The sequence below is a fragment of the Pseudomonas sp. Ma2-10 genome (assembly GCF_054330215.1).
Map to the genome: position 1 here is coordinate 19,163 of NZ_JBTEYL010000004.1, position 20,034 is coordinate 39,196.

General features: G+C 57.3%; 24 protein-coding genes. 2 read left to right on the forward strand and 22 right to left on the reverse strand.

Translation table 11 applies throughout. From position 1 onward, the window contains the following. The 20 genes from ACXPVS_RS07290 to ACXPVS_RS07385 form a co-directional block, all read right to left on the reverse strand. Positions 1 to 882 (reverse strand): baseplate assembly protein, encoded by an 882-nt coding sequence (locus ACXPVS_RS07290; RefSeq protein ID WP_458509330.1) that lies wholly within the window; start codon positions 880 to 882, stop codon positions 1 to 3. Beyond that, positions 879 to 1,205: a GPW/gp25 family protein gene (locus ACXPVS_RS07295; RefSeq protein ID WP_458509331.1), complete on the reverse strand. Its 327-nt coding sequence runs from the start codon at positions 1,203 to 1,205 to the stop codon at positions 879 to 881. The genes ACXPVS_RS07290 and ACXPVS_RS07295 overlap by 4 nt, the downstream gene beginning before the upstream one ends. A 5-nt stretch (positions 1,206 to 1,210) precedes the next feature. Further along, positions 1,211 to 1,462 (reverse strand): hypothetical protein, encoded by a 252-nt coding sequence (locus tag ACXPVS_RS07300; protein WP_458509332.1) that lies wholly within the window; start codon positions 1,460 to 1,462, stop codon positions 1,211 to 1,213. 54 nt (positions 1,463 to 1,516) lie between these two features. Then, positions 1,517 to 2,080, reverse strand: a complete 564-nt coding sequence (locus ACXPVS_RS07305; RefSeq protein ID WP_458509333.1) for a phage baseplate assembly protein V — start codon at positions 2,078 to 2,080, stop codon at positions 1,517 to 1,519. Next, positions 2,077 to 2,589, reverse strand: coding sequence for a hypothetical protein (locus ACXPVS_RS07310; RefSeq protein WP_458509334.1), 513 nt, complete (start codon positions 2,587 to 2,589; stop codon positions 2,077 to 2,079). The genes ACXPVS_RS07305 and ACXPVS_RS07310 overlap by 4 nt, the downstream gene beginning before the upstream one ends. After that, positions 2,582 to 3,247 (reverse strand): hypothetical protein, encoded by a 666-nt coding sequence (locus ACXPVS_RS07315; protein WP_458509335.1) that lies wholly within the window; start codon positions 3,245 to 3,247, stop codon positions 2,582 to 2,584. The genes ACXPVS_RS07310 and ACXPVS_RS07315 overlap by 8 nt, the downstream gene beginning before the upstream one ends. Next, positions 3,244 to 3,564 carry a head-tail joining protein gene (locus ACXPVS_RS07320; protein WP_458509336.1) on the reverse strand — a complete coding sequence of 107 codons (321 nt, stop codon included), beginning with the start codon at positions 3,562 to 3,564 and terminating at the stop codon, positions 3,244 to 3,246. Before ACXPVS_RS07320 ends, ACXPVS_RS07315 begins: the two co-directional genes overlap by 4 nt. Positions 3,565 to 3,566: 2 nt before the next feature. Beyond that, the gene (locus tag ACXPVS_RS07325) at positions 3,567 to 4,562 is read right to left on the reverse strand and encodes a major capsid protein (protein WP_458509337.1); all 996 of its coding nucleotides are present in this window, start codon (positions 4,560 to 4,562) and stop codon (positions 3,567 to 3,569) included. A gap of 62 nt (positions 4,563 to 4,624) precedes the next feature. Continuing rightward, on the reverse strand, positions 4,625 to 4,969 hold the full coding sequence (locus ACXPVS_RS07330; protein WP_458509338.1) for a head decoration protein: 345 nt from the start codon (positions 4,967 to 4,969) through the stop codon (positions 4,625 to 4,627). After that, on the reverse strand, positions 4,966 to 6,120 hold the full coding sequence (locus tag ACXPVS_RS07335; protein ID WP_458509339.1) for a head maturation protease, ClpP-related: 1,155 nt from the start codon (positions 6,118 to 6,120) through the stop codon (positions 4,966 to 4,968). The genes ACXPVS_RS07330 and ACXPVS_RS07335 overlap by 4 nt, the downstream gene beginning before the upstream one ends. After that, the gene (locus ACXPVS_RS07340) at positions 6,117 to 7,601 is read right to left on the reverse strand and encodes a phage portal protein (protein WP_458509340.1); all 1,485 of its coding nucleotides are present in this window, start codon (positions 7,599 to 7,601) and stop codon (positions 6,117 to 6,119) included. The genes ACXPVS_RS07335 and ACXPVS_RS07340 overlap by 4 nt, the downstream gene beginning before the upstream one ends. Further along, entirely contained in the window at positions 7,601 to 7,807 is a 207-nt protein-coding gene (locus ACXPVS_RS07345) for a phage head-tail joining protein (RefSeq protein WP_458509341.1), read from the reverse strand. The genes ACXPVS_RS07340 and ACXPVS_RS07345 overlap by 1 nt, the downstream gene beginning before the upstream one ends. Before the next feature lies 1 nt (position 7,808). Next, positions 7,809 to 9,824, reverse strand: a complete 2,016-nt coding sequence (locus tag ACXPVS_RS07350) for a phage terminase large subunit family protein (RefSeq protein ID WP_458509342.1) — start codon at positions 9,822 to 9,824, stop codon at positions 7,809 to 7,811. 4 nt (positions 9,825 to 9,828) lie between these two features. Further along, positions 9,829 to 10,386 carry a terminase small subunit gene (locus ACXPVS_RS07355; RefSeq protein ID WP_458509343.1) on the reverse strand — a complete coding sequence of 186 codons (558 nt, stop codon included), beginning with the start codon at positions 10,384 to 10,386 and terminating at the stop codon, positions 9,829 to 9,831. 165 nt (positions 10,387 to 10,551) lie between these two features. Beyond that, on the reverse strand, positions 10,552 to 10,896 hold the full coding sequence (locus ACXPVS_RS07360) for a phage holin family protein (protein WP_083376222.1): 345 nt from the start codon (positions 10,894 to 10,896) through the stop codon (positions 10,552 to 10,554). A gap of 525 nt (positions 10,897 to 11,421) precedes the next feature. Further along, positions 11,422 to 11,787 carry a PA0613 family protein gene (locus ACXPVS_RS07365; protein WP_447789185.1) on the reverse strand — a complete coding sequence of 122 codons (366 nt, stop codon included), beginning with the start codon at positions 11,785 to 11,787 and terminating at the stop codon, positions 11,422 to 11,424. Beyond that, the gene (locus tag ACXPVS_RS07370) at positions 11,780 to 13,996 is read right to left on the reverse strand and encodes a VapE domain-containing protein (protein ID WP_458509344.1); all 2,217 of its coding nucleotides are present in this window, start codon (positions 13,994 to 13,996) and stop codon (positions 11,780 to 11,782) included. Before ACXPVS_RS07370 ends, ACXPVS_RS07365 begins: the two co-directional genes overlap by 8 nt. Beyond that, positions 13,986 to 14,213, reverse strand: coding sequence for a TraR/DksA family transcriptional regulator (locus ACXPVS_RS07375; protein WP_447789181.1), 228 nt, complete (start codon positions 14,211 to 14,213; stop codon positions 13,986 to 13,988). Before ACXPVS_RS07375 ends, ACXPVS_RS07370 begins: the two co-directional genes overlap by 11 nt. After that, positions 14,206 to 14,724: a phage regulatory CII family protein gene (locus tag ACXPVS_RS07380; protein ID WP_458509345.1), complete on the reverse strand. Its 519-nt coding sequence runs from the start codon at positions 14,722 to 14,724 to the stop codon at positions 14,206 to 14,208. The genes ACXPVS_RS07375 and ACXPVS_RS07380 overlap by 8 nt, the downstream gene beginning before the upstream one ends. Before the next feature lie 335 nt (positions 14,725 to 15,059). After that, positions 15,060 to 15,293, reverse strand: coding sequence for a hypothetical protein (locus tag ACXPVS_RS07385; protein ID WP_458509346.1), 234 nt, complete (start codon positions 15,291 to 15,293; stop codon positions 15,060 to 15,062). 98 nt (positions 15,294 to 15,391) lie between these two features. Here ACXPVS_RS07385 and ACXPVS_RS07390 point away from each other — a divergent pair, with 98 nt between their 5' ends. Further along, on the forward strand, positions 15,392 to 16,039 hold the full coding sequence (locus tag ACXPVS_RS07390) for a LexA family protein (protein WP_458509347.1): 648 nt from the start codon (positions 15,392 to 15,394) through the stop codon (positions 16,037 to 16,039). Between the two features lie 80 nt (positions 16,040 to 16,119). On the opposite strand, the gene ACXPVS_RS07395 is transcribed toward ACXPVS_RS07390, so the two are convergent. Together ACXPVS_RS07395 and ACXPVS_RS07400 are read right to left on the reverse strand one after the other, a co-directional pair. Beyond that, a complete protein-coding gene (locus ACXPVS_RS07395; RefSeq protein WP_458509348.1) occupies positions 16,120 to 17,847 on the reverse strand; it encodes an ATP-binding protein in 1,728 nt (575 codons plus the stop codon). A 21-nt stretch (positions 17,848 to 17,868) separates the two neighbouring features. Beyond that, a complete protein-coding gene (locus ACXPVS_RS07400) occupies positions 17,869 to 19,020 on the reverse strand; it encodes a DNA cytosine methyltransferase (RefSeq protein WP_458509349.1) in 1,152 nt (383 codons plus the stop codon). 419 nt (positions 19,021 to 19,439) lie between these two features. On the opposite strand from ACXPVS_RS07400, the gene ACXPVS_RS07405 reads away from it, so the two are divergent. Continuing rightward, complete coding sequence (locus ACXPVS_RS07405; RefSeq protein ID WP_458509350.1) at positions 19,440 to 20,030, forward strand: hypothetical protein; 591 nt, start codon at positions 19,440 to 19,442, stop codon at positions 20,028 to 20,030. Positions 20,031 to 20,034 lie beyond the last annotated feature (4 nt).

Sequence of the window (20,034 nt, forward strand, 5' to 3'; positions counted from 1 at the left end):
TCAGCCCGCCAGCGTCACGGTGCAACCAGTACAGAACGCCGCCTGAGCCTTTGTCGGGGCCAAGTCCTGCCAGCCGACCAGCTCCACCCGGGAAACGCCGGCAACGTGCAATTGAGCGTCGACAGCGGACCGCGCGACCTCGACGCCCAGCCGTTTGCGCGGATTAATCCAGGCCGCCAATCGGCTTTTCGCCTCGGCCAAACTGGCGTCCGCTTCGGGGCCGGCGCTGGCCATGTGCAAAATCGCGGCGATTTGGTAGCGGATCACTTGCGCGCTCTGCACCGTCACCCGATCCCCTACCGGCCGCACGTCGTCGTCATTCAGCGCGGTGGCCACCGTGGCCAGCAGCTCCGGCGGCGCCTCGCCTTCCCCATCCAAACACAGCACCGTTACCGTAACGCAACACGGTGCCGGGCTTTCGGCCGTGGCATCCGCCACCAACCCAGAGGCGTTGCGCGCGTGCAGGATGTAGCTGTTACGCGGGCCGGCCGTGGTCAACCCTTCATAGGCCAACTGGATACGCTCGCGAAACGGGTCGTCGTCCTCCTTGACCTCCGGCACCGGTGGCACCGCCAGCAGATCCTCGGTTTGAATGACCAGGCGCTTCAGATTGACGTTGGCCCCCAGGTGATCGAGGTCGCCCTTTATGGCGTGTGCCAGCAATACCGCTTTGCCGGCGTCATTCACCCGGGCGCGGTTACCGACCTTGATGTACGCGCCGACCTCCAGCACCTTAACCACCGGATCGCTTTCCAGCGCGGCGGTCCAGTTGCCGCCCATGTACCCGCGAAAAACACCCAGCCCCTCCTGATAAACCTCTTCGAAGTCCAGAGGCTCCAACACAGTCGGCGCCGGCAGCGACGACAGATCCACGATACTCATACGGCTACCTCCAACGTGACGCCGTCGCCCAGGTACTCGCCGACAATCTTCAGGTTGATTTGCCCGCCAATAACGGAAATGACGCGCACCTGATCCAGTTTCAAACGCGGCTCCCAACGCCCCAGGGCGCGGGCGACTTCAGCCTGAACGGCGCTTTTCCAGCCCTCATTAACGGGCAAGTCAATGAACCGCCGGAGCTTGCTGCCGTACTCCGGCCGATGCCGGCGGCTGCCCAACGGCGTGCCCAAAATGTCTGGAACGGATTGGCGCAAGTGCGCGATGCCGGAAATGGGTTGGCCGGTGTGGCGGTCCATTCCGATCATCTAAATCACTCCTTCAGCAGCTCGAACTCTTCGTTGGCTTTCAGGAACTTGACGGCGTCGGTATCGGACACCGAAACCTCTACCACCCCCTTATTCACCGGTAGGGTGCGGTCGGAGTCCGGGACAATCAGCAGCCGCGACGTGTAGACCTTGTCGCGAAACTTCAAAAGCTCCGGTGTCGTTAGCAGTAGCGGTTCCCGCATCGGTGATGCGGACACCTGTTCGTCGGTGACTAGCATGTCGACGATCTTGGCCATGTGTTTCTCCAGGCATGCAAAAGCCCGCACTGGGCGGGCTGTCGTGGGTTGAAATTAATGCGTGTGGTGGTTGCTGTTGCCACCGGCGTCGATGATCGCGCCAGCACTGGTGATGCCCTTCGTGACGTGTAATGCGCCGTCGATAGTCACCGCCGCTTTCAGGTTGATGTTGCCGGTGGTTACGTTCACAGCGCTGTCCGTTATGACCGCCTCAGTGCTGGCGACTTTGATGGTCACCGTACCGCTGGGCAGGGTGATGCTGTAGCTCTTGGCCTGCCAGTCGTAGACCAGCGAGCCGCCATCATCGAAGCGCCAGACCTCGACGTGGTCGCGGTTATCTGGCGGTGGGCCGGCATTGCCATACAGGCCCGGAACAAATGTACCTTGCGACACGTCCCCACTGGCACTGATCAAACTGCCCTGCTCGCCCATGGACGGTGCCCGCCAGTGTCTGGCCTTACCGGCGGCGATGCTGTGCCAGCGCACCCAGGCGCTGATCCATTCACCATCCGAAACCCGACATACCGGCGGTGATGCGGTCAGATCCACCGCCACCACATAACAATCTTTAACCACCCCCGCGAGCATGCGGTCATGCTGGGCGCTTGCGTAACTCACGGCACACTCTCCGGCGCCGTCACAATTTCGACGGCGTAATCTTCCAACCGCAATTCACCCGGCTGATCATCTGGCCATGGCCATTGCTCGGTACCGAGATAAATCTGCTGGTTCCACTCCACCAGCCAGACCGTGTAGCCATCCAGCTGCGGCTGGGTCCAATCCTGCAGTGCCTGCACGAATTCGGCGGGTTCAACTGGCAAGCCCCAGGTCTGCGCACGCAGCAGCACGGCCAGTTGTGTCGCCAATTGCACGGCATGTTGATGATGGTGCGGCTTGATCGGGTCAACGATGATGCGTGCCTCGAACTTGCAGACCAACGAGGTTTCGCCCGTGCCGATATCGGTACCCGGTTCGATCTCGGCGAGTTCCAGAAACACCGCCGGCAGCAACACGCGATCCGAAATGTTCGGCCAGGCTGTGACTGCCTGCACGCCTGGCAGGTGGGCACGCAGATGCTGTTCTACCGCCTGGTAAAGCTGCTCCAGACTGAAGGGTTCGTCAGACATTGCCTATCCTCTTGAGGTACTTCTGCAGCTCAAAGTTGAGCTCCTGTTTCAGGATCTCCAGCAGGCGCTCATCCGCCTTTTGTACCCAGCTATCGAAGTGTGGCCGCGCCTGCTCCAGCGAGACTTTCGCCTTGGCCAACGGAAAGCGACTGCCATTTTCCGCCACCCACCCCGAACTCGGCCCACGACCCGGTGACACCGTGCTGTCTGGGTAGTCGTCCGTGTTGAAGTGCTTGCTCGCCGTGCGAATCCAGATGTCGGGCTTGTTGCCATAGACCTTTTTCAGGAATGCCCCCTGGTAACGCCGCCCCGCTACCGACACGCCGCTGCCCGTTTGCCGTGCGCGGCCGATCCGGCTGGACTCGATGGCGTTCAAACCGAACCACAACTTGCCGCTCGTAGCCCCGCCGGAAACCGGATAGCTGCGCAACCGTTGACGCACAGCAGCGACAGCGATGCGCTCTTGCCGGCTGACGGCCCGGGCGATGTGCGTGCGCAACCAACCCAACGTTTTGTTGATCGCGCGTCGGTGCGCCGTTGCCGCAGCCTTGGGTACCAACTTGGCAAAGTCCTGAAACGCTTGAAGGTCCGTGGCCGAGGACTGGATGGAAATCATCCCGCCGCCGGCCGAGGGTTTGAAATAGCTACCGACACTCATGGGCGCATCCTCAGGATCAGGGCTACCAGGCCGTCACCGCTCGGCTCCAGCTGCAGCAGGTCGTAATCGCCGCCGCCGTCCAAGGCGGGCAAATCGATACTGACCAACAGGCCCTGCACCAAGCCCTGCGAATCGCTGACGCGGATCTCGAAACGCGGCTCACGTAACCCGGTGTTGAGCTTGCCAAACTTCGGCTGCAACCAGGGCGCGGCAAACATACCGAACACCGGCTCTTCGCGACCCTCAATCCGTGCGGTGTCGCCCAGTGTTTCGAACACCACCGCATCGACCTCGGCAACCAGATCGCGAAAGCTCATAGTCAGAGCTCCAGCAGGATCTGTGCACGCGGTCGGGTGCACAGGTGCAGCGGGTTGGACTGGGCTTCACCGGCCATGCCTTTATTGAACGGCAGAGGCTCGATCATGCTGTAGTAAGGGATTCCCTGAGTGTTGACCGTCTCCATGTAGTCCGCTGGAGCAAACACCGAGATGTACAGATCAGGCACACCCTCAGGGACCAGCAACGCTTTGTCGTCGTGGACGAAAGACACACCCGCCACCTTGCCACGGTAGCGCTCCCAGACAATACCGCCGAACTCGAAGCTCTCCCGGGCATCACCGCGCAACGCTGCCGCTTGCTGGCTGTTGAGGTAGGTTTCCTTGACCGTCTTGTGAACGATCAATTTGTTCCAGAAGTTCCTGCCGCAGAAGGCGCGAGAACCGGTACTGGTCACACTGCCCAGCGCGTCTTCCTGCATATCCAGCGCTTCGCCGCACTTAACCCGCAGCTCGGTACTCTGATCGGCCAGGCCCATGGGCAGCTTCTGACGCTGCACTCCGAAGGATGCATAGATGTCCAACAGCGGTGTTTGGCCATCGGCGTCGAGGATCAGGCCATTCAGGGCACCCATGCGCTGGAACTCGTGGGTCGCGTCCAACTGACGACGCGCTTTGGCCAGGCGGGCATTGACCACATCCTGCACCGCCTGCAGCTCGGTGCGAGTACCGAAAGCCCGAATGCCCTGGATCTCGTCGGCCTTGATGGTGAAACGCTCCGGCAGGTGCACGGTGTTGAACGGGATCAGGTTGCGCTTGCTGGCCGCGACGACCAGACCAGAGCCACCCCGCTCACCGGCAGGCACCAGTGCCAGGGTGTCGCCGTCCTTTTCGATCTGTACGGTCAGGGTGGTGATGCCTTCCTCGCGGAACAGGCCCAAAGCGCTGATGCGCCCTGGCAAATAGGGTTGATCGTTGAGTGCAGCAGTCAGCGCAGTGACGGTGAACGCTTCGTCGTCAAAAATGGCGATCTCGGCCATGGGTACTCTCCAGAAATGAAAAAACCCGCTCAAGGCGGGCTGGGTAAACGCGGCTGATGGTCTTAGCGGACGATCAGGAAATGGATGGCCAGGTCTTTTTCGGCCTCAGGGTCCAGCCCGGTCAGGTGCACTTCGCTGACCTCCGCCATGCGCACCACGGCGCGACCACGGCGCACGATATCCGACTCTCCCAGCTGCCCGTAGAGGATCGCCACGGCAGCCTGAGTACCGTCTTCGGCGGCCGGGTCATACGGCGCGAACTCCCCCGTGGCCGTCACCAGACCGAGGACTTGGCCGGGATTCAACGCAGGGCCAGCGGCAACGTTGATCGTTTCCCGCGAGATGTTCCCGGCGCCCTCAGACAGGAGAAACTCACCCGCGTGGATCGGCTCTTTTTTGATGGTCATGGTCTTGCTCCTTTCGCGCCGTGCGCAGTTCCAGATTGAGCCGCTTGTCGCGAAGCCCAGATCGAGGTGGGGTCAGGTTGTTTGGCCAGCACCTTCGGTGCCGGGTCGTGGTCCAGCGGCAGACTGTTGTCGATCTCAAAGCCCTTGCCACTGGAGACAATCTTGTCGAACAGACGCGCCCGCACCGCTGCAGCATCCAGTCCCGCCGCGACGTATTCGGCGCTGAACTCCGGCAAGCGCGCTGCCACGCAGAGGTCATTCACCGCTTTGGCACGGGCCAGGCCGGCCAGGACGATCTCTTCGCTTTCGAGTTGGGTCGAGCTGAGCAGCGGCTCGACCAGGTTGCTGATGCCCGCCGCCGTGCAGCGCTGGGTGATCATCAGTGCCAACTTGGCCGAGTCGACCACCTCCGGCACCAACGGCGGATCGATCGACTCCAGCTCCGGATCCGGCTCGGGTGGCTCGTCGAGCTGGGCCAGCAACTCAGCCGGTGCGTGCTGGTAACGCTGCAACACAGCGCCTTGGCCGAGGCATGCTTTGACCTTGATGCCGTCGCCGACTTCATCGGCCAGACCCAGGGCCACCGCTTCATTGGCCGTCAGCCAGGTTTCGGCGTTGACCATGCGACGCAGCTCGGCGTCATCGATGTCCGGCGCCTTGGCCTTGTAGGCAGCGATAATCGCCTCCAGAGTCTGATCCAGCACATCAGCGACTCGGCGGAAGTCCTCAGCGTCACCACCGGCGTAGGTGTAAGGGTTGTGGATCATCAGCATGGCGTTCGACGCGATGACTACGTGGTGTGCACCGCACACCGCCACGCTGGCGGCACTGGCGGCCAACGCATCAATCCGGCCGGTGCAGCGCTCGCCCAGACGCGACAGCGCGTTGTGCATCGCCAGCCCGTCAAACAAATCACCGCCGATGCTGTTGAATGCCGCGATCACTGGCGAGACTCCGTCGTCCATGGCGCGCAGGTCTTGCACAAACTGATTGGCCGTAATGCCCCAAGTGCCGATCTCGCCATAGACAAAGACCTCGATCACTCGCTCGGTGGCCTCGCCGCTGGCCTGCAACGCGTACCAAGTCTTGTCCTGAACCTGCACGCGCTGACCCGCGCGATTGTAAATGCGCGGTCGCGCTTTCTTGCTCATGGTTGCTCCTTGTTGTCGTCGTTGGTGACGACGGCGTCGAGAGTGTTGTAGTTGAGGCCCAGACGCGTGGCCCGGGCCAGATCGGCGGCGTTTTCCGCGTCGACCGTTTCGGCGTCGTAGCCGGTGCGCAGGACCATCTCGCTACGCGAGGCAAAGCCCGCTTGGACTTCCATCCGCCGCGCCTGTACGTCCTGCACGGGCTGGATGTAGGCCCAACCTTGCGGCACCCAACGAGTGCGCAGATATTCACGTCGACGCTGTGCGTAATCCTTCAGCACCAGGACACCCGACAACACGGCCATGTCCATCCAGGCCGCCCGCACCGGGCGGCACAGTTGGTGCACGTAGACACCGAACTGCAGTTGTTCCAGACGGCGCCGAAACTCGTTGAGCACCACCCGCAGCGCCCGGTCGTTGACCTCGCGCATGTCGCCGGTGAGGATCTCGTAAGGCGTCCCCGTCCCCGCCGCTGCGGCCATCAGTTGCTGCCGCATGAAGTCCGGGTAATTGTTGCCCGCGTCCGGCGGTTTGGAGAACTCGACCTCTTCACCCGGCCCCAGCTCCTGCATGGTGCCGGGCTCAAGCGCGACCATCGGCGTGAAGCCGTCTCGATCGTTGTCCAGTAGTTGGCCGGTGATTGGATCTCGGGGCGTCTGTCCAGATTCCGGCGCTGGCCGACTGATGAATCCGGCAAACAGGTTGGCCACCTCCTGGCGAAACAACACCGCGTCGTCGTAGTTGTCGAGACTGCGCAGGCGCTTCAGCACCGGTGACAATCGCGGTACGCCGCGCAACTGGCCAGGCTCGACCGGCTCAAAGATATGCAGCACCTGCGAGGCCGGCACGCGCACCAACTGGTTGTAACCGGCGTTCAGCGACGACGAGTCACGCGGATGCGACAGGTACATCCAGTACGCCACCCGCTTTCCATCCGGGGTGAACTCGATGCCAGCGCGGATGAGGTTGCCGGTTTTGGTGGTCTCGAACTTGTCATGCGGCACGAACTCCGGCGCGAGTATCTGAAGCTGCAGCGGTACCGCGAGACCTTCGTCCAAACTGCGCGGACGCAATCGCACAAAACATTCGCCCGAGGTTTCAACCGTGCGCGCCGCCAGGGCCTGCTGGCCGTAGAAGTCGGTACGCTCATCGGCGTCCGATTCATCAACCCAATCGTCCCAGAGTTCCTGTAGCAATTTGCGCAGGGCTTCGTCGTCGGTTTTGGGTCGCGGGGTGATGCCGGTACCGATCAGGTTGCTGACGCGCTTGTCGATCACGTTGAAGGCATACGGGTCGTTGCGAACCGCTGCTCGGGAGCGCGAACGCAAGTTACGCAGCGCCGGAGTGTTGATGCTGTTGACCCCATTGTCGGGAGCATCCCAGCCAGTGGATCGGCGACCCTCCCCGGCGCCTTCGTAACTGGCCTTGATGTTCGACGACAACACGAATCCGTTACGGGTGAGTGTCGGAAAGTGCCGGGCCATTAGACTCCTTTGCCTCCGTGGTACAGCCTGACCACGCGCGAACGCGGCCCGGCAGCATTGATCAGCGACGAACGTATTTCCTCGCGCGCCTTGAGCAGTTCGTCGATGGAGCGGTACTCCACGGTGCGGTCGGTGTAACGCACGACTTTTTCACCGCGTGCGATGGCCGCCTCAACCGCGTCGAGGTGCTTTTGGGTAAAGGACATATCAGCGTCTCTTCAGGTAACCGCTGGTGGAGCTGCGGCGTTGAGGTGGCGGTGCTGCAGGTCGCGATTGCACGACCGTAGCAGTAGGTTGTGGAGCCGATTGCGGTGCAGCAACGGGTGTTGCTGGTCCGGTGACGCGTTCGCCTTGAACAGGCTTGATGCCCAATGCGTCGTCGAACAGACCAGACTGCGCCAGGGACTGACGCACTCGCTCCCAGTCGTGTTCCTTGTAACGGTTGAGACCCAGGTAATGCGCCATGGCCAGGCAATACACCATTAAGTCGAGTGCTTCGTTACGCTCGGCCTTGCCCTTGACCCACTCAATGCGCTTGTGTCCGCGTATGTACCGTGCAACCTTGCGCTCCGCGACGCACTGGTCGAAGAAATCATCCGGCAGGTCATTGGCAAAGTGCAGTGCACCCGGGCCAGATTCGAACGGATAGCGGTTGTAGATCCAGTCCTTGGCCGTGTCGGTACCGACGAACCACAGCTCGGCGCCGTTGCGTTCGGTCTGGCCCTTCCAAGTCACGTCGACCATCGACGGGCGCTGAGCAATCACCGGCTTACCGGGTTTGCTCGCGCCCTTGATGGCGAACACATTCCGCCAGCGCCGAACGCGGCAGAACTGATAGACCTCATCCGTGTGGTGGCCACCGGAGTCGACGGCCACCGCGAGAATGCCGAGGCCAACACCGCACGGATGGCGATATTTAGCCTTGAGCAATTCGTCCAATGCTGCCCAGGTACGTTCATCTGCGGGATCACCCGAGACCACCTGATAGTCGACGACCCAGCGCTCCATGCCGACGCCCCAGCCCATGGCCATGAACTCCAGGCGGTTGGCCTGGACGTCGACGGAGCCGGTGATCATCAGCACCGCAGCCGACAGTGAGCCGAGGGTGAAGCCTTCCAACCGCGCCCGCTTTCTAAGTTCATCGGCTTTGGTTTGCTCTTGTGCGCTGTCCCAGACCTTCGCCAGACGGGTATTGTAAAACACCTGCATCGGTTCTAGATCACCTTTGGCCTGGGCCTTCTTGGCCTTCTCGAATTGCTTGGCGAGCGACTTCCAGTCCATCCAGCCCAGCGGCGAATACAGTGCATTGAGATGGAAACCCACCGTCTCGCCATCGCCTTCGGCATGGGCACGCCATTCGCCTTTGGCGAGCATCTCGCCCTTGTGGTATTCATCGATCAGCACATCGCAGTCAGGACCAGCGCACTGGTAATGCACGACGCTGTAGTCCTTTGAGTAATGCAGTCGTTCCCACTCAAGGATTTGCATGTGCCCGCAGCTCGGGCACGGCACGTAGTAGTAACGCTGGTCGCTGCCCTCGAACAGGTCGGAGATCCGCGAGGCGCCCTTGATCGTCGGCGAGCTGGAGAAGTAGAACTTGGCGTTGCGGCCGAAGGTGCTGCCTCGCGTTTCCGCCAGCTCGATGGGGTCGCCCTCCTCGCCGATGTCCACTTCCCAGCGATCGATCTCATCGCCGTAGACGTAGCGCGCCGACAGCTCCGACAGGTTGGCGGCCGAGCCGGCGGTGGTGACGTACAGCGAACCGCCCTCGAACTCCTTGGTGTCCATGGTGTTGCGTGAATCCCGCGAGCGGCTGGACGCCACACGTTCGCGCAGCACCGGTGTGGCCTTGATGGTTTTACTGATCCTCGACGACACCCGCTTGGCCAGGCCGAGACTCGGTAGAAGGGTCAAGATATTGGACGGCGCCATGTGGATCAGGCCACCAATCCAGTTCAAGGCGATCTGGGTTTTCATCAATTGCGAGGCCACCATGGTGACCACGCGCTTGCAAGGGTGAGCCGGCGACAGGCAGCGCATGGGCTCGCGCGCATAGGGCGTGCGTGACGTGCGGTACTGGCCGGGTTCGGCAGCACCAGTGTCACGCGGGATGCGCATGTATTCGTCGGCCCACTCATCTACCCAGACATCCGGGTCAGGGTGCAGCCCACGGAAATACGCCTCCCGGTACACCTCTGCACCGTTAGGGATTTCCGTGGGCATGGGCTTAGCTCGGGGTCAGGGCGTGTTCAAGATCCGCTGAGGACAAGCGTTCTGCATCCTCAAGCGAGCGACGGATAGCGGCCGTCAGGTGCTTTTCGATTTGCCAGGGGTCGGTCATGACGGCAAGTTCCGGTGCCAGTTGCGGAGGCATGCCCAGCAGTTGATCCCGCAACAAGCGGCCCGCGTTGTAAGCGCCGGTTTCTACTGCGATGCGCTCGACCAAAGTGCCCTGCTGTTTGTGAAAGTTGGCTTGCTCCTGCAACGCCATGTAGTGCTCGCGCAGAGCCCGAGACCTTTGGAAATCCACCGGCTGGCCGACTTGCGGCACCGCAGGTTCTTCTGCGGCGATTTGAGCTTCCCGCTGAAGGCGAAGCCGGTCGTGCCGGTCGGCGACGGCGGCTTTGCTTGGGTCGGCAGACTCGGCCAGCAGGGCTTCGGTGGCTTCCAGCTCCACCTTGCCATCGTCAGTCAGTACCAACCGATCCTGATTCGCCAACTTGGAAACATACGATTTCGCCCAACCGCGCCGTGCTGCAAACTCCGTTTTGCTGATTACCGTCATGATGGAATGTCCTGTTCACCTAATGAATACGGGGGGGTTCACCTGTTCACCCCAGTTCACTAAGCTGGTGAACTGTCCGCTAACACTTTCCCGCGGGTTTCCGACCCCGTACCCTCCGAATAACCCCAGGGTCCCCGCCAGTTTTCGGCGCCCCGCCGCGATTACTCACCCCTGTTCGCCACTGGCCGGCGGCACTTCGGAAACGCCCAGTCGCTTGGCGGCCCAGCGTTCATAAAGACCGATGGCGACATCAGCGCCGGCCATCGCGGTCAGGCAGCCCAAGCTGCCCGCCGTCCAGATAGTCATGCCCGCACCGATCATCAGCATCATCGCCGACACGCCGCAGACAATGCAGGCACCGGACCGAAGCGCCAGGCGTCGCAACAACGCCCAGCCCCGCGCCCCGTCCTTGTCGGCTCTCCACATCTCACCCGATACACCGCCGACCAGGGCCAGGACGATCACTAACCAAATCGGCATCTCTGCCAGTGCTTGCTGCTCGTTCGTCATCGCCCTACTCCATAAACGCAAAAACCCGGCGCAATGGCCGGGTTTGGTGTGTAGTGCCTGCCGCTCTCTGCGGTCGCACGTATCGAAGATGGGTACTTTTTACAGGTGGATTATCATGGCAGCAAGCTAGTTTTAATGCCATGGAGCAATACGGGTGCAACGTGGGTGTGACGCAGGTACAACAGGGGTACAACGCATTCAGGCGGCTATCGCTTCTGGTGTCCCGTCCTACCTGTCCCACTATGCAGAGTCGAAGTAGGACAGCTACAGGCGCCTAAATTGGGGGCTCCGCCCTACTGTCCTACTTTATTTACTATTTTCTTGTGTATAGAGAGAAAACTAAAAACACGCGTACGCGCCATAGCGCGACTACGTGCCCGCTATGCTTACGTGTGCATGGGGTGGGCAAAGGTTGGACAGTAGGACAGCCCAGCAACGGCGCGGCCTCCGCCTGTCCAACTACATTAAATGGCAGTCGGACAGGGCCGGACAGTAGGACAGTGGCGCAGGGAGTGATGCCTGAGGTCACGCAGCCTTCCCCATCAACAAACCGTCGATGCTCACATGGGCGTCGTGCAAGCGGCGATAGTACGTGGGCGCGCTGCACCCACAGTGCAACATCTTCTGCGAGAGAAAGCTGTCGTGATTGCAGTAGTGCTCCATCACCACTAGGGCTAGCTCAGGTGCCAGGTGTTTGTTGACGATTAGCTCGATATCAACTGACTCATCCAGCAACACCCTACTGCCGCGAGTTCCACGTATCAGCTCACCCTTGCACTCCATCAACATGGCAATCATGTTGCCGCCACCGGATCCGCCGCAGTCGGGGTTCATCGGAGAATGCAGATCCTGAGCCCAGAGCTTGAGCATCTCATCAATTCGCTTAATCAAAGCAAGGCTCCTCTACCAGGGTCGCCTGTAATGCAGACGCACGCCCCCATGTCTCAGGCTTCTGATAGGCCCACTGCCGGATGCCGCTCTTTGCCAAAGCCGGCATGCGCTTCTTCCGCCAGCCCAGGCGATGCATGATCGCACCGACCCGCATCTGCTCCGGCTTGCCCCAATGGCCGACATCCAACTTGAGGGCCTGGGTCAGGATCTCGTTGCCGGTGGCGGTTTCGCCGATCTGCGACTCCTCCAACCAGGTCAGGATCGGACCTTCCCACTCGTCCACAACAAACCGCTCGTCCTGTGCCTCGGCGAACATCCAAGACTCGTCCTTCGTCACCCACCAGATATCGCCGGCCTCGAAGCAAAATACCGCTTCAGCCCACAGTTGGTCGCGAATCTCACGCAGCGTTTCCAGGTCGACCTTGTTGCAGAACACTGGCCAGTAACGCCGGTTACCAGTGGCGTCCTTGAGGTATTCCTCTTGGTTGGTGGTACCCACGAAAACACACTGGCGTGGCACATCGTTCGTTCTGCGGCCGTAGCTTTCGCGATAGGTATCAGTAGATGCGGAGAAGAACTGCTTGGCCTTGGTGCTTTCAGCTTTGTTGAAGCTGTCCAGCTCCCCCAATTCGACGATCCACTTGCCGCGAATCGCCTGGAAGCTGTCCTTGTCGCCGAGGGCAAAAGGGGTGTCCATGAACCACTCACCACCTAGAATGCCCATGGCAGTGGACTTACCTTCACCCTGCCCGCCTTCAAGAATCATCACCGAGTCGGCCTTGCAGCCCGGGCGCATGACCCGAGCCACCGCAGAGATCGGCCAGCGCTTACCGACTTTGGCTGAGTATTCGTTTGCATGGACCCCGAGCACGTCCGTCAGCCAGGTTTCCAGCCGAGGGACGCGGTCCCACTCAAGCTTCTCCAGATACTCACGTACCGGGTGAAAAGAATGGTCGTGGGCAACCACACTGACCGCTTCGATCACATGGGACGCTTTGACCCGCAGGTTGTATTGCTGCGCGAGCCACTTCATCACCCGCATGTCATCAATGTCGGCCCAATCGCCAGCACCGCCGCCAAAGGGCGCAGACCGTAGCTTTACGATTTTGGAGCTGAACACGCTGTAACCAATGACACCAGCCCAGCGCTCGTCATTGCCCAGGATCAGCTCGACGTTTTGCATGTGCGCGATCAGGGAGCCATTTTCGGTGCGAGCCAGTTGATCCTTCCAACCACCAGCTGCAGGAGGTTTGACCACCGCCAATACCTGGCGGCGGACAGCCTCCAAACCTTCGGCAATGTGCAGATCGTTGAAGTCGGTCCACTTGATTTCACGCTCGCCAGAGAAGACTGGCGCGACCACCTGACCACCGACGATCAACGCGGCGTTGTTGGCCTTTTCCTCACCGGGGTTCCAAGGCTCGCCATTCGGACGCTTGGTTTTCCAGTCATCGTCGCGGCAAATGATAACCGGGCAGCCGGGGAACTGCTCTCGCATGGCCTTGGACACCGAGAGCAAGTTGCCCGCATCGAAGGCGATAGCCACCGCCATCGAGGTCGCCATGTGCAGGCTGGCGCCCGTGGCGTACCCCTCACAGATCAGCACCGGTTCACCTGGCTCAGGGTGTCCGCCGATCAAGTGAAAAGCGCCTTCTTTCGACATGCCGGCAGGCCAATAAGTCTTGTCGCGACCGGTGTCTTCCTGCTTAACGGGGAAGATCACCTGTAGGCCAACGATCTGATGCCGCACGTTGCTCATTGGCACCAACACCGCGCCAGTGCGAGGTGCATAACGAACCTTGAACCCAACGATCTGTTTTCGATCCAGATAGGCGCTCTTGCCCTTTTCCGGCATGCGCTTGAACAATCCGGCTGCACGGTTGGCTGCTCGCCGTGCCGCGTTGGCCGCTACCTCAGCGGCCTTACGCTTGGCGTCCTCCTGCCGAGCGCGCATGACTTCACGCTCTTCCGGGCTCATGCGCCCGGCCTTCACCTTAATCTTTTGCGACTCGCCCGAACGCCAATCACCGAAGCTGCCGAAGATCAGTGTTTCGTTCTTCTCAGTGCGATGCTCATGGACGACATACCAACCGTTTTTTTCCTTGCCCTTGTCCTGCGACGTTTTGCACCTGGTGAGCTTGCCAAAGATTAGCGGTTGTTCAGGCTCAAGGCCGTAGTCTGCGAATTGATTCAATACCTCATCGAGCATGACGGGCCTCCCGCGCTTCAGTAATGGACTGACAGTTCAAGCATTGGGTGCAGCCCTTTTGAGCCACTCGACGCTTTTCTGGGATAGGCTCTTCGCAGTCCTCGCAGAATAAAAACGAATGCGCCGCCAATGCAGGCTTGGCGGCGTTCCGTGCAGCCAGCGCCTGATCAAGCCGCTCCTGCACCAGGTCATTAGCAAAATCTGCGATGTCAGCCATGGTCGACACCCCGCGTCGTTTTGTTGACATAGGTGGCGCGGTTGAACATTCCCAGTAGCCCCTGAATGCCACGAAACACCTGTAGGCGAATTGCGGCCAGTTCATGGTCCGTCACCATGCCGTCGCCGATGCTCTTGGCCCAAATATCAGCCAGGTCTGCGACCTGCCGAAAATACTCGGCAATGCCGGTGGTCAAGGTTTCTGGCATGTCGTTGGTGTACGCCTCGGCCAATTCCTGCCAGGTCGTATCCCCCACCAGCGAGTGCACAGCATCCAAAATGCGACGGTCCTTGGTCAGCTCCAGAATTTCGCCGAATTCCTGGATGTTCACGGTATGGCTCGGGTGGGTTGGAGACAGCTTGTGCTGCAGCGTGGTGGCGTTTCTGCCGGTGGTAGCGGCAATTGCAGCGGCGCCGCCGGGATAGTCCCGAGCAGCATGGTAAAGCGCTAGATCGAGCGGCAGGACTTCCCGCTGCGCCCGTTCTACACAACTCAGAGCGATTCGGCTCATGGCATTAATCCTTAAAAGTTGCCAGTGCCGCGCGACGTGCAGTGGTGATACATTTGTCGCGTGGCTTGAAGAGGCCCAAACGCCGGCGAGATCTCAAGATCGACACCGGCACCGTGCCGAGGCGAGGCGAACGATCCGTCGTTCACCTCTGGCGCAACAGCTGCCCAATCTGTGGTGGAAAAGGCAGCAACACCAAGACATCCGTGCCTTGGAAAGCGCGGTAAAGATCGACGGTTAGCATGTGGTGTGCCCGCCTTTCTTTATCGCGACCCGACAGCGCTGTGGTGGTGCGTGCCGGGAGGAACTGGGCGGCCCTTGGGTCGCCTTTTTTCTGACTATGCTGCTTTGGTTGCCGGAGCGTTTTCAGTGATACCGAAATGCTCCAGAACCTCAGCTAGCGAGACGCAGCCTTCACTTTCACGGGTCAAAGACTTGATCAAAGAGACGCTAGGGTCCTTGCTCGCGTATTTGACGTGAAGACGCAGGTAGCTCACAGCAATCCGGCAACGCTCGGCGTAGGCTGTAAGTTCATCTGAATCTAAACGGTTGATATATTCGCGCAGCTTCATGTGGTGTACCTCCGACGCCAAATTTAACCATAAAGGTTAATTTTTGCAACACCCCAAAGGACATTCACCCATAAGGTTAATCCGGCCAGAATTGGCACATGAAAATCTCAGATACCCGACTGCAAAATTTCCGAAGAGTCCTGGCAGAGAGAAAGCTCCGCCTGACTGACATCGCTGAACAACTGGGCAAAGCACCAGCTCAGGTGAGTGCGTTTGGGGGTAAAAATCCCACCAAAGGCATCGGTGATCAGATCGCTCGAGAGATTGAGAAGGCATTGCACCTTCATGATGGATATCTCGATATGCCCTACGGCATAGGCGAATTCAACAATGCCACGGTGCTAAGTCATACGGGACGCAAACTGCCAGTGATCGGATCAATTGCAGCAGGGGCTTGGTGTGAGGCTCATGGAAGTTTTGACCCACGAGATGCTGAGGAGTGGATCGACGCACCTGGACCGGTCGGCCCACGAGCCTTCATTCTGCGCGTGGAGGGGATGAGTATGGAGCCAAAGTTTGTTGCGGGAGATAAGATCGTTATTGATCCATCACTTGAAGCATTACCAGGTCATTTTGTTGCAGCGAAAAGAACAAGAGATCAGGCTGCAACCCTCAAGCAGTTAAAGCAAGAAGGCAATGAACAATACCTCTATGCACTGAATCCAGATTGGCCAGAGCGAATTATTCGTATGACAGAAGAGTGGAGCATTTGCGGAAGAGCAAGATGGAAAATTTCCGACTTGTGAAGTACGACTTCTCCCCTAGATAGCTCTAAGGGAGAAGAAAATCACACCTGTCGCCAATAATCTATATATAAAAGCACTTATCACTCTTTTTCTATAAGGTAGCGCAATATTGGCAGAACGGCATCGCGTATCTTGAACGCCTCATACTTATTAAGCATTTGAAACGTATTATGCGCAGCACTATTCAAAGTCGACTTAAATCCGGAAAACTTTGTTAGGCTATGCTTTATTTTATTCCTTATTGCATCATCCCAAATATCCTCATGCCCTTGTAAGAAAAGTATCACCTCATCAACTGTAGGCTCAGAATTCTTTTCTTCCTTCGCGGATAGTTTCTCTCTCCCGGACTTTTCTCTTTCCGCGTTCCTATTGGAGATTATTACTTCGCGCAGCTCTCCATACCTATCCTTTCTTGTTAAAAAACAAATTGCACTAGCCTCAAATAGCATTCGAATTAAAACAAGACCAGAATAAGTAAGATCACCAAGATTTAGCCTCTGCGCCTCATGAACCAATGCCAAGTGTTTATCATAACAATGACGCTGATCTATATCTTGGGGTAGCACAGTTACAAATTGATTGTGATCGATTTTTTGAATCGGCTTTTTAATTGGAGCCTTAGGTTTAGGACCATTAGCAGGGGTAGGACCCGGAGCAGGTGCTGGCGCAGGAACCGGGGCTGGATTCGCGGTTGGAGTGGGAGTAAGTGGTTCCAGATCCTTTTTTTTCTGCTTAGCATCACCGGAGTTTTTCCGCCACTTCAAAGCAAACTTAGACATATCATCCAAAGCAGCTTGATATGCGACGTTGTTAAGATCTACATCTGACTTCGTAGTATTCCAAGGAAGCTTTGATGGATCCTTACAAGTAAAATACACATGCCCGACAAAACCATAAAATTCCGTGTGGAACTTTGTTAACCAGCCGCTTTTTCTTGTGCGATCAGAGATCAATACGGCCCGCTCATTGCAAAACACATTCCAGCCGTACTCCCCTGTCAAACCCGCGTTCCTGGATTTATTATAATCTTGTTCTGCCGAAAATCGATGATGCAAATGCTGACCCGACTCTATTAACACAGATATCTCGTCAGACACTTTAAAAAACTTCGAATCTATTCCATAGGGGCTATCAGGGCGAATTCGAATAATATGACTATCTACCTCACTACCATTAACCTTGATCAAAAGCCCTTTATCAATGAAGCGCCCATATCGCCTACCAGCTTCAACTATGATTCTCCCCACCCAATCGCTGCCTGCAAAAAGCTGCGAGGTCTCGTTGGAAAAAGAACTAATTTCAATCTTTGTACCAACCTTCCCTGCAGATGGAAGCTTTGTGGCCTTTAAATCCCACTCATCTGTCGCTAAATAATCATCTGTATTAAAATCGAGTACGGAACGCTCCAGACCTGTATCAGAGTCAAGGTGTGTCACCCTACCTATTCTAAATAGTGCTCGATTTAGCCCGACCCCAAACACTCCGATCCCCATATGATGGGCGGAACGCTCACCAAATCGAAGAACTGACTTTTCTAGATGCCGAACTGTAATACCACCACAATTATCATCGATTGAAAAAACGCCACCACTAATACTTATGTCAATCTTATATCCCTGATAACTCTCAGGAAGAACTTCTGCGCCAACCTTTGGATTGAGCTTTATCATTGTATTTCTGGCTGCATCGATCGAATTATCGATCAAATCAAAAATACATGCTTCAATACTAATGTCACGCGTGAGACTATCGACAACAACAGCCTTACTAGGCCGAGTATCAACAGTAATTTCTTCAGCCTTACTCATTAGAATTGCTCTCCATGCTTATTATGCAGCCGAAATCTTCTTCGAAATTTTTAGTTTTTTGTACACTTCAGAAAGCAATCCAAAAGACACAATAGGTGAAACACTGTTCCCAATCATCCGAAAACTATGCCACTTGGCAGGATGAAATACGTACCAATCAGGAAAGCCTTGGAGCCGAGCAGCTTCACGTACGTTAATCACCCGTCCATCTACCGGATGAAGTGGTCGGACCGCTTGAAAAGACCCCTTGTCCGACCCTGTCCCTGCGCGCAGGGTGGGGCTAAGCCCGTCCCACTTTAGTTTATACGACTTACTTACCGGATCAGCTTTGCCAGGAGGGGTAGCAGCATAACGTGCCGAAACAACCGGAGTATGCTTCGTTTCTGCGAGCCCAGAAATGAACCCTAGCTTTAACTTTGTTAACGCCTCAGGCCAACCGATACCGACAGGTGGAGGTTGTCGCATTCTCTTCGCATAATCAGAAATACCTGACCGCCCAATTTTAGGATACTTACTCCAAGAAAACTCTGTACTGTTAGTTGTGGCGATTGGCGAAGGCAAATCAGAAATAGCGTCTTCAACCGTTGTTAATCTCTCTACCTTTCGACCAGTGAATTGCTCTATTGAGAGAGGAGACACTTCTAGTGGATTATAACCAACTACTAAAACCCTATAACGATTTGTAGGTGCACCGAAATCTGCGGCATTGATTACGAATGGACCTAATATCTCAAATCGACCGGAAACCTGATCGATCCCTTGCATTAAGGTATCGACATTATCTTCGTCCAATATTCCCTGGACATTTTCCATAATAAAAAATTTGGGATCTAATTCTCTAACATGCCTATAAAAATGATGAACTAAATTATTTCTCGGATCGTCCTTCTGACGCTTACCGATTCGGCTAAAACCCTGACAGGGAGGGCCACCAATAATCCCGTCAGGTCGAACTGAGCCAATCAACTGATACCAATCATTCAGCGTTATCTCAGCCACGTTTCCTTCGATTGCCTTGGTATGAGGATAATTTTTCCGATACCCAGATTGGATCGTGGAGTCAATATCCACTGCCGCTAGTGTATGAAACCCAGCAAGCTCCGCCCCTAAGGAAAATCCTCCACAGCCACAAAAAAGATCAATAATCGTCGGAGGTTCTATTGAAGAATCCATTCAAATTCTCTAGGTCTAAATCGCTCGATAATATCAAGATGGCAGCTATTCGTTCACAGAAAAATCAAAAAATCAGTCACTAGCTCTCACGTTCCACGATTTCCATAGGGCTTTGCTGAAAGTCACAAGTCAAAGGAGCAGACCCAGCCACACACAAAAACACCTTCAAGGTTAATTTTATGTTGAATAAAATAACCTTTGAGGTTATTTTTTCCTCACTCTTCCACCACAGAGCGAGGCAACATCATGCATACCACAGCCACCCTGTACGTCCACCCGACCACTACTGACCCCTCCCGCATCTTCGAGATTCGCCGTTTGGCTCGCAAATGCGGCTGTGCATTCATCCCTACAAAACCCAAGCAAAAATCCCGCACCGCTCCTGCGCCGTTCGATCCGAACGGCGGAGGGTTTGCAGCATGAGCAAGTTCAAATTCGACAACCGCGCCCTTCAACTGCTCAACGCCCAGGTCAATCTAAGTGGCACCTTCAACCACGTACTCAGGTCGGACCCCAAGCGCGAAGCCGTGCCGTTTCGCCTGAAGGTTGAACGCAACGCATCGGACACTCTCTTCGTCATTGAGCCAGGCAGCGAGCGCCACACGCTGACCTTGCCGAATGAAAAAAAGATGCACCTCAAGCTGGCAGACTTCATTGAAGAGATCATCAACGGTCCGCTCGACGCCACCAGCACAGCCGATCTGCAGAACACTCCACACGCAGCCCGACAATATGCACGGTTCGATATCGAGCACAAACAGCGCGTGTTCGAGTTGGTGCGTACCGGTGGCGTGGAGAGCCTCGACATGGGTTTTGAACTGCCCGTCCATGTCGCGATCCATCGAACCCAAACACGCACCGGCATCACCACCATCATGAGCATCGGCGTGAAACGCCCGCGCACCAAGTGCTTCACCGTGTGCGGCACCGATGCAGAGATCTACGAAAAGGTTGCCGAATCCATCAACCACCTGGCAGCCGCGGCGACTCCCGCCGCGCATGCCGCGTAAGGAG